General features: G+C 37.9%; 15 protein-coding genes and 1 tRNA gene. 11 read left to right on the plus strand and 5 right to left on the minus strand.

Annotation, left to right across the window (positions count from 1 at the left end; all coding sequences use genetic code 11):
* Window positions 1-78: 78 nt before the first annotated feature.
* Window positions 79-528, minus strand: a complete 450-nt coding sequence (gene bcp / locus ACZ9HT_RS02075; protein WP_476038773.1) for a thioredoxin-dependent thiol peroxidase — start codon at window positions 526-528, stop codon at window positions 79-81.
* Between the two features lie 33 nt (window positions 529-561).
* On the opposite strand from bcp, the gene ACZ9HT_RS02080 reads away from it, so the two are divergent.
* Entirely contained in the window at window positions 562-1,179 is a 618-nt protein-coding gene (locus ACZ9HT_RS02080; protein ID WP_476038774.1) for an endonuclease III domain-containing protein, read from the plus strand.
* A gap of 51 nt (window positions 1,180-1,230) precedes the next feature.
* Here the strand turns inward: ACZ9HT_RS02080 and ACZ9HT_RS02085 are convergent, their stop codons facing one another.
* The 3 genes from ACZ9HT_RS02085 to ACZ9HT_RS02095 all read right to left on the minus strand — a co-directional run bounded on the left by ACZ9HT_RS02085 (window position 1,231) and on the right by ACZ9HT_RS02095 (window position 5,850).
* Window positions 1,231-1,590, minus strand: a complete 360-nt coding sequence (locus ACZ9HT_RS02085; RefSeq protein ID WP_476038775.1) for a response regulator — start codon at window positions 1,588-1,590, stop codon at window positions 1,231-1,233.
* Window positions 1,591-1,612: 22 nt separating this feature from the next.
* Window positions 1,613-3,850: a PAS domain S-box protein gene (locus tag ACZ9HT_RS02090; protein ID WP_476038776.1), complete on the minus strand. Its 2,238-nt coding sequence runs from the start codon at window positions 3,848-3,850 to the stop codon at window positions 1,613-1,615.
* Between the two features lie 209 nt (window positions 3,851-4,059).
* Window positions 4,060-5,850 (minus strand): DUF885 domain-containing protein, encoded by a 1,791-nt coding sequence (locus ACZ9HT_RS02095; RefSeq protein WP_476038777.1) that lies wholly within the window; start codon window positions 5,848-5,850, stop codon window positions 4,060-4,062.
* A gap of 246 nt (window positions 5,851-6,096) precedes the next feature.
* On the opposite strand from ACZ9HT_RS02095, the gene ACZ9HT_RS02100 reads away from it, so the two are divergent.
* The 8 genes from ACZ9HT_RS02100 to ACZ9HT_RS02135 all read left to right on the plus strand — a co-directional run bounded on the left by ACZ9HT_RS02100 (window position 6,097) and on the right by ACZ9HT_RS02135 (window position 10,806).
* The gene (locus ACZ9HT_RS02100) at window positions 6,097-6,558 is read left to right on the plus strand and encodes a hypothetical protein (protein ID WP_476038778.1); all 462 of its coding nucleotides are present in this window, start codon (window positions 6,097-6,099) and stop codon (window positions 6,556-6,558) included.
* A 93-nt stretch (window positions 6,559-6,651) separates the two neighbouring features.
* The gene (locus ACZ9HT_RS02105; RefSeq protein WP_476038779.1) at window positions 6,652-7,332 is read left to right on the plus strand and encodes a MotA/TolQ/ExbB proton channel family protein; all 681 of its coding nucleotides are present in this window, start codon (window positions 6,652-6,654) and stop codon (window positions 7,330-7,332) included.
* Complete coding sequence (locus ACZ9HT_RS02110; RefSeq protein ID WP_476038780.1) at window positions 7,332-7,727, plus strand: ExbD/TolR family protein; 396 nt, start codon at window positions 7,332-7,334, stop codon at window positions 7,725-7,727. The genes ACZ9HT_RS02105 and ACZ9HT_RS02110 overlap by 1 nt, the downstream gene beginning before the upstream one ends.
* A gap of 21 nt (window positions 7,728-7,748) precedes the next feature.
* Window positions 7,749-8,594, plus strand: a complete 846-nt coding sequence (locus tag ACZ9HT_RS02115) for a ferric siderophore ABC transporter substrate-binding protein (protein WP_476038781.1) — start codon at window positions 7,749-7,751, stop codon at window positions 8,592-8,594.
* A gap of 191 nt (window positions 8,595-8,785) precedes the next feature.
* On the plus strand, window positions 8,786-10,024 hold the full coding sequence (locus ACZ9HT_RS02120) for a bifunctional folylpolyglutamate synthase/dihydrofolate synthase (protein WP_476038782.1): 1,239 nt from the start codon (window positions 8,786-8,788) through the stop codon (window positions 10,022-10,024).
* Window positions 10,025-10,077: 53 nt separating this feature from the next.
* Window positions 10,078-10,152: transfer RNA gene (locus ACZ9HT_RS02125), tRNA-Val, on the plus strand.
* A 50-nt stretch (window positions 10,153-10,202) separates the two neighbouring features.
* On the plus strand, window positions 10,203-10,445 hold the full coding sequence (locus ACZ9HT_RS02130; protein ID WP_476038783.1) for a GIY-YIG nuclease family protein: 243 nt from the start codon (window positions 10,203-10,205) through the stop codon (window positions 10,443-10,445).
* Window positions 10,446-10,563: 118 nt separating this feature from the next.
* The gene (locus tag ACZ9HT_RS02135) at window positions 10,564-10,806 is read left to right on the plus strand and encodes a GIY-YIG nuclease family protein (protein WP_476038784.1); all 243 of its coding nucleotides are present in this window, start codon (window positions 10,564-10,566) and stop codon (window positions 10,804-10,806) included.
* Between the two features lie 205 nt (window positions 10,807-11,011).
* On the opposite strand, the gene ACZ9HT_RS02140 is transcribed toward ACZ9HT_RS02135, so the two are convergent.
* Window positions 11,012-11,683, minus strand: a complete 672-nt coding sequence (locus ACZ9HT_RS02140) for a hypothetical protein (RefSeq protein ID WP_476038785.1) — start codon at window positions 11,681-11,683, stop codon at window positions 11,012-11,014.
* 188 nt (window positions 11,684-11,871) lie between these two features.
* Between ACZ9HT_RS02140 and ACZ9HT_RS02145 the strand changes: the two genes are divergently transcribed.
* Together ACZ9HT_RS02145 and ACZ9HT_RS02150 are read left to right on the plus strand one after the other, a co-directional pair.
* A complete protein-coding gene (locus ACZ9HT_RS02145) occupies window positions 11,872-12,534 on the plus strand; it encodes a murein L,D-transpeptidase catalytic domain-containing protein (RefSeq protein ID WP_476038786.1) in 663 nt (220 codons plus the stop codon).
* A 62-nt stretch (window positions 12,535-12,596) separates the two neighbouring features.
* Window positions 12,597-14,132: a YifB family Mg chelatase-like AAA ATPase gene (locus ACZ9HT_RS02150; RefSeq protein ID WP_476038787.1), complete on the plus strand. Its 1,536-nt coding sequence runs from the start codon at window positions 12,597-12,599 to the stop codon at window positions 14,130-14,132.
* Window positions 14,133-14,172: the final 40 nt, after the last annotated feature.

Below are 14,172 nucleotides of genomic sequence, written 5' to 3' on the forward strand. Positions count from 1 at the left end.
TTGTGATCTTTTTACATAAGAAATTTAACGCAAAACTTTTTTGACTTTGTGGTTAAAAATTCTTTGTCGTAAAAAAATTTAGTGCTCTAAAATTTGAGCCGCAGCTTCTTTCGTTTTTACTTTATCAATAACGCGGGTGCAAATTCCTTTTTCATCAAAAATAAAAGTGGTTCTTACGATTCCCATAAATTCTTTGCCCATAAATTTTTTCAGTTGCCAAACTCCGAATTTTTCTACGATATCTTTGGTTTCATCCGCAATTAAAGGATATTGAAACCCGAATTTTTCATGAAATTTCTTTTGCGCTTTCACAGGATCTGCAGAAATTCCTATCAGCTGATAACCTTCCTTTTTTAAGTTTTCGAGATTATCATTAATATCACATGCTTCTGCGGTACAACCCGGCGTATTTGCTTTTGGATAAAAAAAGACAACGAGTTTTTTACCCAGAAAATCCTGAGATCTCACAGGTTCACCTTCTTGATTAAAACTTTCGAATTCTGGTAATTGATCGCCTACTTTCAACATAATGTTTAATTTTGTTTCAAATTTAGACTTAAAATGACGAAAAAGCAAAGAGCAGAAATTATCATGGCAGAACTGGAAAAATTATATCCCGAAGTTCCCATTCCACTCGATCATCATGATCCATTTACCTTATTAGTGGCAGTGGCACTTTCTGCCCAAACCACCGATAAAAAAGTGAATCAGATTTCTCCCAAACTTTTTGAAGTTGCCGGTGACGCCTTTAAAATGAAAGATTTAGAAGTGGAGGAAATTAAATATCTAATTAAAGAGATCGGTCTTGCCAATACAAAAGCTAAAAACCTGAAGAGAATGGCGGAGCTTCTGGTAGAAAGACATGACGGAATTGTACCTCAAACCTTTGAAGAGCTGGAAGATCTTCCGGGAGTTGGACATAAAACCGCGTCTGTGGTCATGAGTCAGGCTTTTGGCGTTTCTGCATTTCCTGTCGATACTCATATACACCGTTTAATGATCCAGTGGAAATTAACGTCCGGAAAAAATGTGGTGGTAACAGAAAATGATGCGAAGAAAATTTTTCCGAAAAAAACATGGAATAAACTTCACCTTCAGATCATCTTTTACGGCAGAGAATATTCGCCGGCGAGAGGAAATCAGGACAAAGATTATTTGACCAAAATGTTATTCATGTAACGACCTGAAAAGTAGTTTTGTATCAGAAGCTTTATTTTAAGGAAGTGAATTTTAGCCAAGAGTCAAGAGCTTTTCCACTTTATGAATAAGGTCATCAATCTCGAAGGGTTTTGTTAAGAATTCATCAACACCCGCCGTTTCGCTCAGTTTTTTAGCATCTGGATGTGCCGACATCATCATAATTTTGATGTGTTCTGTTTCTTTATTTCCTTTGATCTCTTTTGTTAAAGTTCGCCCATCGTAGCCCGACATGAGCAAATCGGTAATGATCAGTTTTGGATTATTCTTTTTCATAATAGACCCAAATTCCAGTGGATTACAGCAGGATTCTACGTCGTAACCATCTGACAGAAGTATGCTTTCGATGAGCAGGCAAATATCTTTGTTATCATCAACAACTAAAATTTCCATAATTATATCTCGTTTGTCTTTATTATTTTTCTAATGGCAGCGAGAAAAAGAAGGTGCTTCCCTCGTCTTTCTTACTGTCTACCCAAATCTTACCGCGATGTCTTTCTAAAATATCTTTCACAATGAAGAGGCCAATTCCAAAACCGGGAAAAGTTTCTTCGTCATCACCGGAAACCCTGTAAAAACGCTCAAAAATTCTCGTCAATTCGTCTTTATCCATTCCAATTCCAAAATCTTCTACAGAAAGAACAGCGCACTTTCCGTCCACAAAAAGCTCCACATTCACGACTTTGGAACCTGGCGAATATTTAATAGCGTTCGTTAAAAGATTATTTAAAACTTGTGTGATCCTGTCTTTGTCGGCATAAACTTCAACATCTGTGGGATAGTTCAGTTCAAAATTTATTTGATGACTTTGCTCTGCAGCTTTAATGTCTTGTATGGTTTCTGTCACGAGTCCTAAGAGAGAAAACTCTTTCATATTTAAAGGCAGATTTCCGGTTTCCATGCGCGAAATATCCAAAAGATCACCGATCAATAAATTGAGTTTATTCACTTGGTTTTCAATCGTATTTAAAGAATTGACCAGAAATTTATCATCGGAATCTCCACGCATTTTTTTTAGAAGCTGAACATAACCTTTTATAGTGGTAACCGGAGTTTTCAGTTCATGATTTGCCATTTTAATAAAATCATTTTTCAGTTTTTCCTGGCGCTTCATATCATCTATATCGGTACTTGTTCCCACCCACTTGCGAACCTCTCCAGTTTCATCAAGTTCAGGAAAAGCGCGGCTCAGAAACCAGCGGTATTCATGATCTTTGTTTTTAAAGCGGTGCTCGAATATAAAGGGTTTTTTGGTACGAACGCTTTTCAACCAGAGACGTACATTTTCTGTTTTTTCGTCTGGGTGCACAATATCGAGCCAGCCATCATCTTCAACAAATTCATTATAATTTTTCCCTGAATAATCCATGGTTGCCTGATTGAAATAAGAAAGTCGCCCATCCTTTTCCCCGATCCAGACGATTTGCGGCATTGCATCTGCCAGAAAACGATATTTCTGCTCGCTTTCTTTAATATCTCTTTCGTAATTCTTGCTTTCGGTAATATCTCTGATCGTACCGGAAACATAAGCTTTTCGACCATCGATCGGCTCCAAGAGTCTTCCATAGATCTCTATCCATCTTTCGGTGCCGTCTCTTAAAATAATTTTGGTTTCATAGAACAGATCTCCAGTCTCTTTCGCTTTATTTAAAGCTTGGCTTCTTGCTTCAAGGTAATTTTCGTGAACGTGCTTTTCAAAAACTTCGGAACTAATATCTTCTGTTTCGGGATCGTAACCCAAAATGCTTAAAAATCGGGGCGAAAAATTATATTTCTGCTGGGTTTCAAAATCCATGTCAAATCTCCCCAACTTGGTAGCGTCCATCGCAGTATTGAGTTGATGATTGCTTTGCTGGAGAAGAATTTCGCTTACTTTCCGCTGGGTAATATCCTGCATAACACCCACCATTCGGCTAGGTTCACCATCTTCGTTGAAAAAAACTTTACCGTTGGTGGCGATCCATTTTTCGACTCCCTTCTTATCGGTGATACGGGCTTCGTATTCATAAAGCCCCGTTTCTAATGCCTGTTCAAAAGCTTTTTCAACAATATTGGTACGGTCATCGGCAGAAAGATGACTCCGCATCATTTGGTGCGAAAGCATTTCCATTTCTTCATATCCAAAAATTTTCGATAAATAGGGGGAATGAATAATGTCGTGCGTTTTTATATTAAAATCCCAAGTCGCTGTGTGGGAACTCTCGGTAGCGAGCCGCAAACGCTCCTCGTCACCTTTAATTTTATTTTTGGTGCTTACCAGATCGGTCACTTCTATAACAACGGTGGCGTAATATTGCAGATCCCCGCTGTCACTATAAATAGGCTGATAAACAAAATTGAAAAAAACATCCTGCAATAAGCCTTCCCGCTTTAACTTCACGCTCTGCTCCGGTGCGTAAAATGGTTGTCTGGTAACTTTAACGTTTTCGAAAATGGAAAGCAGATATTTTTCAGTTTCCGGAAAAATTTCGAACATGGTCTTTCCTAATACTTCTTCTTTTCTTTTTTGGACAATTTTCAGCCAGGCTTCGTTCGCAAATTCAAAAACGTAATCTTCGTTGATCAACGAAAATCCGAATGGTGTTTTCTGCAAAACGTTTTCGATTACATTCTCACTATTGTAAAAAAGAGAAAGCAGCCCATTTTCATCCATGAAATATTACTTTTTTTGAAGAGTAAAAATACTCAAATATTTTAATCAATTAATAAAATACTTCGAATTTGATTTATGAAATTACAATCATAAACAGTAAATATTTAGTATTTTATTACAATGAGACAGAAAACTTAGCATCACTAAAATTCATAGAAAATCCGTCGAATATCTCAACGGATTTTTATATTTTATTTGAAATTAGACTACTATTTTTTTGCCCAGTTTTCCATTTTTCGGTTCAAAACATCTAAAGGCAGACATCCTTGATTTAAAACTTCATCATGAAACTTTGCCAAGCTAAATTTATTTCCCAACTCCTGCTGGTATTTATCGCGTAATTCCCGAATTTTCAAAGATCCAATTTTGTAAGACAACGCCTGTCCCGGCATCGCCATATACCGCTCTATTTCTGCTGTTGCTCCGGCTTCATCATAAGAAATATTGGTAAGGAAATAAGCGATTGCTTCTTCCCGGCTCATTTTTCCGGTATGCAAACCCGTATCAACAACAAGCCGAACCGCACGCAACATTTGATCGCTTAAGTAACCCATTTTTTGATAAGGATCTGTGTATAAGCCCAACTCCGGACCTAAAGTTTCGCAGTAATGTGCCCAACCTTCGCCATAAGCGCCGAACCAGCCGAAGCGCATAAATTTAGGCAACGATGTGTTTTCCTGCTGAAGGGAAACCTGATAATGATGGCCGGGAATCGCTTCGTGTAAAAACAGAGATTCCATACCCGAGGTTACATTAAATTTCGTGGGATCCGGAAGTGGGATATAAAATATTCCGGGTCTTTTACCATCTGGGGTTCCGGGAATATATTCTGCACTCGCGCTGTTTTCTCTAAACTTCTCCGTCTGTCGAATTTCAAAAGGTGTTTTTGGAGTGACACTGAACATGGTTTTCAGCTTTGGAGTGATCTTCGTTAAAACCCCATTAAAAGCATTAATTACTTCTTTATCTGTTTTATACGGCATCGCTTTCGGATCGGTCTTTACAAAGTTGATGAACTGATCCACCGTTCCGCTAAATCCCAGCTGTTTTTTCACTTTCTCCATTTCGCCACGCAACATTGCAACCTGTTCTAAACCAATTTTATTAATTTCTTCGGGTGTTTTGTTCGTCGTGGTCCAGCTTTTTGCATAATAAGCATAGATCTCATTTCCTCTGGGTAGCGTATTAATTCCGTCTGAATCTCTGGCTTTCGGTAAATACTCAGCCTCTAAAAAGTTAGCCATTTTATTGTAGGACGGGATGATTTTCGTCGTGATCATCTCCTGATACAGTTTCGTAAACTTTTCTTTTTGCTCTGAAGTGAAATTTTTCGGAAATTTATTAATCGGTCCGTAGAAAATGTTCTTCGTAAAATCCGGCGTAATGATTTCCGGAGATTTCATCTGCGGGATCATTTTCGCAACGAGCTTCTTCGGCAACACATATTGATACGTAATTCCTTCCCGAAAGTTTTCGATAGCAGCGTCCATCCATTCCGGGAATTTATCTGTTCTCTTCAACCAGTCTTCGTAATCTTTTTCTGTTTTAAAAGGCTGACTGCCTTCTGCGCTTCCAAGCAAAGGAAAATCCAAGGGCAATCCTCCAAACTGTGTGAATGGAATATATTCCGGATGATAAGCGTAGCGTTCAATTTTATCTTTTAAAGTATAATCAAGAACGTTATACACCGTCTTTTTATCATCGCTCAGTGATTTATAATCCACTTTTTTCAGCTGATTCTGAACAGAATTATAAAAAGTAATTTCTCCCGAAATAAAATCTCTGTCGATATTGATCGGCAATTGATCATTATATCTTAAGTCACCTTGAGCCGTAGCTTCCAGCGGATAAAGCTTCAAATATTGTTCGTAGTAATTCGCCGCGATCGAATCCAGATCAGCTGGCGTTTCTTTGGTAAGCGGGGAATCAGACTTTTTGCAGGAGCATAAACTCGCCACTATAAAAAATCCAAAAAGAGATTTAAAAAACAGGTTTTTCATTGTCGTATTTTGAATAGGCTAAATTAATTGTTTTTGTTTAAAGTTTAAAGGTTTAAATCGCGAAGATGAATTTTACTTCAAATACCTGTGTAACAGCGCAGTTGACTAAGATTCCGTTATAATAAAAACCAGTGTTTTGCATTTACAACTTTAAAAAATTAATAATAAATTTTGCACTGTCAATCAATTTTTTATCTTTGTTGAATCAGTTTCAAAATCAATTATTTAACACTTTTTTCTAAAAAAATGAAAGGGATTTTAAAAATCTACCACCCTGAAGAAACCCTTAAATATCACATCAAAAGCACTTACTGCAAAGCGGTTTACAGCAATAAAAAACATTTTCTGGAAGTTGAAATCATTACCGATGATTCTTTAGACCATGTTGATGATGATTCTCTACAATACAATTTCCCTCAAATTTCGCTGGATATTATTGAATTTCCGATTGAAGATGACGAATTGGCCGGGAAAACTTTCGAGATCACAGATACCGCCGAAGATTCGTATACAGAAGTTGACCTTTTCGATGACGAGGACGCCTACTTATATGAAAGCGAACTGTCTTTCGATAAAAACAGCGAAGATGAACTGCAGCTTTGCTGGAAGGGGAATATCGATGATTTCTATACCGCATCTGGGGAACCGATTCCTTTCAAACTAAAATGTCATTTTAAACCTGATGAAATTTTGGTAGAGGAAGATTAATTCATCTATTTAGACCGCTCATTCAAAAAACACCTTAAATGCTATACTATTAAGGTACTTTTGCCGTTCAATTTTAATATCAAAAACTAAAAAATGTTTTTACAAACACCAACTCAAGTGATCAGCACTACAACCGAAAAACACGTTTTCTCGCTTTGGGAAATTCTTTTCAGCGGCGGAATTGTCGGAAATGTGATCATGATCGCTATTTTTCTTTTAGGGATTTTGGCGCTTTATATCTTTTTAGAACGATTCTTCTTTATTAAAAGAGCTTCGAAAGCCACTCCAAATTTTCTGGAAAATATTAAAGATTTTGTACAGGAAGGAAAAATACAAACAGCGGTGGATTATTGTAAAACCATCGATTCTCCTGAAGCAAGAATGATCGAGAAAGGTTTAGCAAGGATCGGAAGACCCATTTCTGATATTTCGAACGCGATGCAAAACCAGGGACAACTCGAAGTTTCAAAACTGGAGAAGAATCTAAATATTTTAGCCTCAGCTTCCGGAGCAGCACCAATGTTAGGATTTTTGGGAACGGTTGTCGGAATGATCATGGCTTTCTTTGAAATCTCCAATGTAACCGGTGCGGTAAGCCCGAAATTGTTGGCTTCTGGAATTTACACTGCAATGGCAACCACTGCAGTTGGTTTATTTATCGGAATTCCGGCTTACTTTTTTTATAATATTCTGGTAACCAATGTAGATCGTTTGGTTTTGAAAATTCAGACGCATGTTAACGAATTTCTGGATGCTTTAAACAAACCGTTATAATGGAATTGAAACGAAGAAACAGAGTCAACGCCGAATTCAGCATGGCCTCTATGACAGATATTATTTTTCTGTTGTTGATATTTTTCATGATCACAAGCTCCGCCATCAGTCAAAGTGCCATCGATGTTAAACTTCCGAAAGCTGACGCAGCAAATCCAAGCGTTCAGGATCCTTCGACCGTAACGATCAAAGAAGACGGCAAATATTTTGTGAACGATAAAGAGATTCCAAAAGAAGATCTCGAAAATCAGTTGGTGAATGCTTTAAAAGGTGAAACTAATCCTTCCTTTACCATTCGGGCAGATGAAAACACAAAACACAAAGATGTCGTTTTTGTAATGGCAATCGCAGAAACACATCATTACAATTTAGCGATTGCGACAACTCAGGAATAAAATAAATTTCTAAAGAATAAGATGGATTACGTCATTCAACATAAAAAAAATCAGGAGAAAGACAAAAGGAGAAGCGCACTGCTTACTTTTGGCATCTCGCTGTTGATTTTTCTGGGGATTTTCTTTTATAAATTCACAAAAATTACAGAAAAACCGGAAGAGATCACCACGATGCTCATCAATTTCGGGGATTTACAAAATGGAGCGCAAGTTGAAGAACCTGCAAACCAGGAAGGAAGTTTAGCCGCAAATACAGAAACTGAAATTCCGGAAACTTTACCACAACCAAAAGTAGAACCCGCGAAACCGATCGTAAAAGAAAAAGTTTTAACCGGAAATAACACCAAAGTTTCTGCGCCCAAAGTAGAAAAAATTGCGAAAACGTCGACAAAACCTACACCTACAAAATCAACTCCAGCCAAAACAACTGCTGCGAAAGCAACTACTGCAAATTCCAAGATCGGAAATGGCGACGGAAAAGGAACTGCAGCCATCGGTAATTTAATCAAAGGTCGCGGTACTAAAACAGGAACTCAGGGCAACAACGGCACTACCGGCAACGCTGGCGATCCACTGGGTGGCGATGGAAACGGCGACAGCAAAATTGGTGTTGACCGTAAATTAGTGGGCTTTATTCCGGGAACTATGGGTCGGGGCGGCGCGCAACCGGCGCACAACTGTACGGCAAGCGGAACTATTAATATTTCTTACACTGTCGATAAAGCTGGGAATGTGATTTCTGCACGCCGTTTGGGTGGTATTTCCGATGCGTGTGTTTCCTCAAACTCCGTGTCTTGGGTCAAAAAATACGTGAAGGCGGAACGCGCAACCTCTTCATCAACAGGCGTGTATCAAATAACTTTCTAGAATCTCTACTTTTATTTGGGGCGCACATTTCCTGCTCTCACTACTCGCTTTTTTACCCTTTTTTTTCAAAAAAATTCTAAAAAGAGCTCAAACAGGCCGTTCGATCAGGGGCGCAATTTCAGCTTCTCCCAAAATATTAATTAAAATTCAATTATTTTTCTCAAACCAAAAACTTTTGAGACTTTTGCAGTATGACAAACCAAGTATATCTCGAAGCGGTAGAATGGCTTTTTCTTCAGATCCCCAATTATCAAAATAGTGGTTCAACAGCCTACAAACCCGGATTGCAAAACATCATGAAACTTTGCGAGCTTTTTGATCATCCACAAGATAAAATAAAAACCGTCCATATTGGCGGTACCAATGGTAAAGGTTCTACGAGTAATATGCTTGCTTCCGTTTTGCAGGAAGCTGGTTATAAAATTGGTTTGTATAATTCGCCGCACCTCATCGATTTTACAGAACGAATAAAGATCAATGGCGAAAACTGTGACAAAGAATTTGTTTACGATTTCATTCAAAAACTAAGAGATCTCCCGAAAGAAATTACGCCCTCCTTTTTCGAATTTACCACGATTATGGCTTTCGAATATTTCCATCAAAAAAAAGTGGATTATGCCATTATAGAGGTCGGTTTAGGCGGGAGATTAGATTCCACCAATATTATTACACCTCTGGTTTCCGCGATTACAAACGTCGCGCTGGACCATCAGGATATATTAGGCGAAACCCTGGAAGAAATTGCCTTTGAGAAAGCCGGAATTATTAAACCCAACATTCCGGTTATTAGCGGTGCAGAAAATATAACCGTTCGCAATATCATCAAGGCAAAAGCAGCAGAACAAAATGCGGACTTCATCGACGCCACACTTATTAAGAGCGATTATAGATCCGATCTTAAAGGAAATTACCAACAAAAGAACATCAAAGTAGTTTTGGCTTTGATCACAGAGTTGCAAAATCTTGGAGTTGCTATTTCCCCCGAAGCTATTGAGAGGGGACTTTTAAGCGTACACAAGAACACTAATTTCATTGGGCGTTGGTACGAATTTTCAAATGATCCTTTAACGATATGCGATACCGCCCACAACCAAGCCGGTTTGGAAGAGGTTTTTGCCCAACTCAACTCCATTCCAAAGTCTAAACATATCATTCTCGGTTTTGTAAATGATAAAAATATCGATGAAGTTTTGCAGATCCTTCCGAACGATTCAATTTTCTATTTTGCCAAACCAAACATTAATCGAGGTCGACATCCGCAGGATTATGAAGATTTATTAAAAAAATCAAAAATAATTTATAAAATTTTTGATCGGGTTCAACAGGCCTACCTTTCTGCAAAACAGAATGTTAAAAAAGATGAAATGATTTTTATTGGCGGAAGTAACTTTGTAGTGGGAGAATTTTTAGAAAAAAATTTGGAGAAGTAGAAAATTTTTGTACATTTGCCGAACCAAAATTTGAGAAATCAAATACTGGAATCGGGCTCTTAGCTCAGTTGGTTCAGAGCATCTGGTTTACACCCAGAGGGTCGGGGGTTCGAATCCCTCAGGGCCCACCCAAAACTCCTCAAGAAATTGAGGAGTTTTTTTGTTTTAAAGCGAATTTATGTTTCACATTTATATTCTTTATTCCGAAATTTTAGACTCCTATTACGTGGGAGCATCTTCTAATGTTGAGGAAAGACTCAAGCGGCACTTATCCAATCACAAAGGCTACACCGCGAAAACGAAAGATTGGATCGTAGTTTATACCGAAACTTTCGAAACAAAAACAGAAGCGTTAAACAGGGAAAAGCAAATAAAAAGCTGGAAGAGTAAATCGATGATTCAAAAGCTTATCGGATCTTAATTCATTTGGTTCAGAGCATCCCGATTTAAATCGGGAGCGGTCGGGGGTTCGAATCCCTCAGGGCCCACCCAAAACTCCTCAAGAAATTGAGGATTTTTTTTTGTTTTAAAGGGAATTTATGTTTTACATTTATATTCTTTATTCCGAAATTTTGGACTCCTATTACGTGGGAGCATCTTCTAATATTGAGGAAAGACTCCAGCGGCACTTATCCAATCACAAAGGCTACACCGCGAAAACTAAAGATTGGATCGTAGTTTTTACCGAAACTTTCGAAACAAAAACAGAAGCGTTAAACAGGGAAAAGCAAATAAAAAGCTGGAAGAGTAAATCGATGATTCAAAAGCTTATCGGATCTTAATTCATTTGGTTCAGAGCATCCCGATTTAAATCGGGAGCGGTCGGGGGTTCGAATCCCTCAGGGCCCACCCAAAACTCCTCAAGAAATTGAGGAGTTTTTTTTGTTTTAAAGGGAATCTATGTTTTATGGGATCAGTCACAAAACTTGGGATCAGTCACAAAACTTGGGGACTAAGCAAAAATTTGGGTTAACCTAAAGATGAATACTATTCCTCCTTAATTTCTGCCAACAGACATTCGCCCTCAAATTCTGAGGCGATAATTTCATCCTTGTTGATCCAGTATTCGGAAGTGATCAATGAAAAATTATTGTCCTTTTCTTGATCTAACTTCCATAAAATATCTTCCGCTTCTTGAAAACGTATATCGGTAGACATTTGTTCAGAAAATAATCTTTTAATAATGTTACTGTCAGAAAGTCCGCGGTTCATCGCTTTTAAAATAATCTCTTTTGTAAATTCATCTTCGAATTTATCTACTGCCTCAATTGAAAATTTCACCATCGTCGCTTTAGCGTTAGGAAATTTTCCGTTGTAAGCTTTAAATAATAATTGGTTGATGTTAAACAAATCGAAATGCAAATCAATCTCCGGATATTCCTCACAGATCTTATCCAGCAGCATGTCGTTCGATATTTGATCGATTTGACCTTCATTTAACTTTTCTGACAACTTATAAGTCAGTAATATTTTCGCCGCTTCATTTGGCTCAAAATCACTGATTGCCATAAAAAGCATTTCTCTTAAATTCTCTACCTTAATCGTATTCGCGTCTGGAAAGTCGAATAAGCCTAAAAGGATAATATAATCTTCATTTTTCCAATAATTTTCGATTTCTTCAAGAGTTGTTGCGTTGTTGATCTTTACACTAAATTTCATTGTACGGTCTTTTAATTAAGTAATTTTCTTTTTGATTCTTTCGTTAATCACTAAGAAGATTTGCAATATATATACCACGTTGAAATCTATCCAGACAAATATCCTGCGATTTTGATGAATGACGAAAATTATTTTCCAAGAACTGCTTCTCAAATTTTCCTATATTTCAGTCTCAAACAAAAACTTTTATGGTGTTCACCGATTCTCCAATTTTAAAAGTGATTTTACTTTTCACAATAATTTTAAGCTGCAGTGAAAAGAAGAATGATGTAATTTCAAATCCTCCGGAAAGCATAAACATAGAACCGAAAGTGGCTTTAAAAGATTACAGTTCGAAAGCTGTAGAAGCGCTGGCATTTTGCGAAGAGAATAAAATGAATAAAGATTTCTGTATTCTGATTGACATGGAAATTCATTCCGGAAAGAAGAGATTTTTTATCTGGGATTTTAAGAAAAAAGAAATTACGCATCGTTTTCTGGTAGGTCACGGTTGTGGTGATCAAATGTGGAGCAGTGATGAAACAAAAGAAAACCCTTCCTTCAGCAATGTTGAAGACAGCCACAGCACTTCTCTTGGAAAATATAAAATTGGAGCGAGAGCTTACAGCGATTGGGGTGTTCATATAAAATATCTGATGCATGGTTTAGAAGATTCGAACAGTAATGCATTAAAACGTTTCATCGTCTTTCATTCCTGGGACGAGGTTGCCGATGAAGAGATCTTTCCGAATGGAACTCCTGAAGGTTGGGGTTGCCCTACCATTTCTAACGAAAGCTTTAAAATCATTGATCCAATGTTAAAGTCATCGTCAAAACCTGTTTTAATGTGGATTTATAATGATAAAATTTAGCCGCTGAAATAAGTTCGCAAGCAATCCGCGAATTTTTACTAATTTTATACAAAACACAAAGCATGCTGGTAAAAGTCTATGGAAGTGCCATTTATGGAGTTTCTGCGCAAACGATTACGATTGAAGTTAATGTTGACACTTCCGGCGTTGGCTACCACCTGGTCGGTCTTCCCGATAATGCTATTAAAGAAAGCAGTTACCGAATTTCTGCCGCGCTTAAAAATGTGGGCTTTAAAATTCCGGGCAAAAAAATTACCATCAATATGGCGCCGGCAGATCTGCGGAAAGAAGGTTCTTCCTACGATCTAAGTATTGCTTTAGGAATTCTTGCTGCGTCTGATCAAATTAAAGCTGAAAAACTGGGCGATTACATCATCATGGGCGAATTGTCTTTAGATGGTGGATTACTACCAATAAAAGGTGTTTTACCAATTGCGATTAAAGCCCGTGAAGAAGGTTTTAAAGGAATTATTTTACCGAAACAAAACATCCGCGAAGCTGCGATCGTGGACCAACTTGAAGTTTACGGAATTGAAAATATCAAAGAGGTCATTGATTTCTTTAATGAAGATATTCCACTGGAAAGAACCATTTTGGATACAAGGAAAGAATTTCAGGATAAAATAAACTTTTTCCCTTTCGATTTTTCTGAAGTTAAAGGGCAGGAAACAGCGAAACGAGCCATGGAAGTTGCAGCAGCCGGTGGACATAACATTATTTTGATCGGACCGCCTGGAAGCGGCAAAACCATGCTTGCGAAAAGACTTCCGAGTATTTTGCCGCCTTTGACAATGAAGGAAGCTTTAGAAACCACTAAAATACATTCTGTCGCTGGTAAAATCGGTACAGAAACTTCGCTGATGACTGTGCGACCTTTTCGGAGTCCGCATCATACTATTTCAGATGTTGCTCTCGTTGGCGGTGGAAGTTATCCGCAACCCGGAGAAATTTCTCTGGCACACAACGGTGTTTTGTTTTTAGATGAAATGCCTGAGTTTAAAAGAACCGTTCTTGAAGTCATGCGACAGCCGCTTGAAGATCGCGAAGTCACCATTTCCCGCGCGAAATTTACAGTGAATTATCCGGCGAGTTTCATGTTGGTTGCAAGCATGAATCCTAGTCCGAGCGGTTATTTTCCGGATGATCCGAACAATACTTCTTCGCAATTTGAAATGCAGCGCTACATGAACAAACTTTCGGGACCGCTTCTGGATCGCATCGATATTCATATTGAAGTACAGAAGGTTGAATTTGACCAGCTTGCCGATAAAAGAAAGGGCGAGCAAAGTGATGAAATTCGCAATCGTGTTTTAAAAGCGAGACACCTTCAAACCGAAAGATATAAAGAAACTGAGATTCATTACAATGCTCAAATGGGTCCGAAAGAAATAGAAAAATTTTGTGAACTTGATGAAGCCTCAAAAAACCTTATCAAAATTGCCATGGAAAAACTGAATCTTTCTGCTCGTGCTTATGACCGAATTCTAAAGGTTTCCCGCACGATCGCAGATTTAGAATTGACAGAAAATCTTAACTCATCGCATATTGCAGAAGCGATTCAGTATCGAAGTCTGGATCGAGAGTTTTGGAATGTATAGTTCATAAAACACGAGCCAATTACAATATAATTAATTCTTT

Source organism: Chryseobacterium sp. UYP7 (assembly GCF_056279225.1).

What these genes read in the sequence shown, in the direction of transcription:
- bcp (WP_476038773.1), bottom strand. Translation starts at nt 528, where the DNA reads ATGTTGAAAGTAGGCGATCAATTACCAGAATTCGAAAGTTTTAATCAA.
- ACZ9HT_RS02080 (WP_476038774.1), top strand. Translation starts at nt 562, where the DNA reads ATGACGAAAAAGCAAAGAGCAGAAATTATCATGGCAGAACTGGAAAAA.
- ACZ9HT_RS02085 (WP_476038775.1), bottom strand. Translation starts at nt 1,590, where the DNA reads ATGGAAATTTTAGTTGTTGATGATAACAAAGATATTTGCCTGCTCATC.
- ACZ9HT_RS02090 (WP_476038776.1), bottom strand. Translation starts at nt 3,850, where the DNA reads ATGGATGAAAATGGGCTGCTTTCTCTTTTTTACAATAGTGAGAATGTA.
- ACZ9HT_RS02095 (WP_476038777.1), bottom strand. Translation starts at nt 5,850, where the DNA reads ATGAAAAACCTGTTTTTTAAATCTCTTTTTGGATTTTTTATAGTGGCG.
- ACZ9HT_RS02100 (WP_476038778.1), top strand. Translation starts at nt 6,097, where the DNA reads ATGAAAGGGATTTTAAAAATCTACCACCCTGAAGAAACCCTTAAATAT.
- ACZ9HT_RS02105 (WP_476038779.1), top strand. Translation starts at nt 6,652, where the DNA reads ATGTTTTTACAAACACCAACTCAAGTGATCAGCACTACAACCGAAAAA.
- ACZ9HT_RS02110 (WP_476038780.1), top strand. Translation starts at nt 7,332, where the DNA reads ATGGAATTGAAACGAAGAAACAGAGTCAACGCCGAATTCAGCATGGCC.
- ACZ9HT_RS02115 (WP_476038781.1), top strand. Translation starts at nt 7,749, where the DNA reads ATGGATTACGTCATTCAACATAAAAAAAATCAGGAGAAAGACAAAAGG.
- ACZ9HT_RS02120 (WP_476038782.1), top strand. Translation starts at nt 8,786, where the DNA reads ATGACAAACCAAGTATATCTCGAAGCGGTAGAATGGCTTTTTCTTCAG.
- ACZ9HT_RS02130 (WP_476038783.1), top strand. Translation starts at nt 10,203, where the DNA reads ATGTTTCACATTTATATTCTTTATTCCGAAATTTTAGACTCCTATTAC.
- ACZ9HT_RS02135 (WP_476038784.1), top strand. Translation starts at nt 10,564, where the DNA reads ATGTTTTACATTTATATTCTTTATTCCGAAATTTTGGACTCCTATTAC.
- ACZ9HT_RS02140 (WP_476038785.1), bottom strand. Translation starts at nt 11,683, where the DNA reads ATGAAATTTAGTGTAAAGATCAACAACGCAACAACTCTTGAAGAAATC.
- ACZ9HT_RS02145 (WP_476038786.1), top strand. Translation starts at nt 11,872, where the DNA reads ATGGTGTTCACCGATTCTCCAATTTTAAAAGTGATTTTACTTTTCACA.
- ACZ9HT_RS02150 (WP_476038787.1), top strand. Translation starts at nt 12,597, where the DNA reads ATGCTGGTAAAAGTCTATGGAAGTGCCATTTATGGAGTTTCTGCGCAA.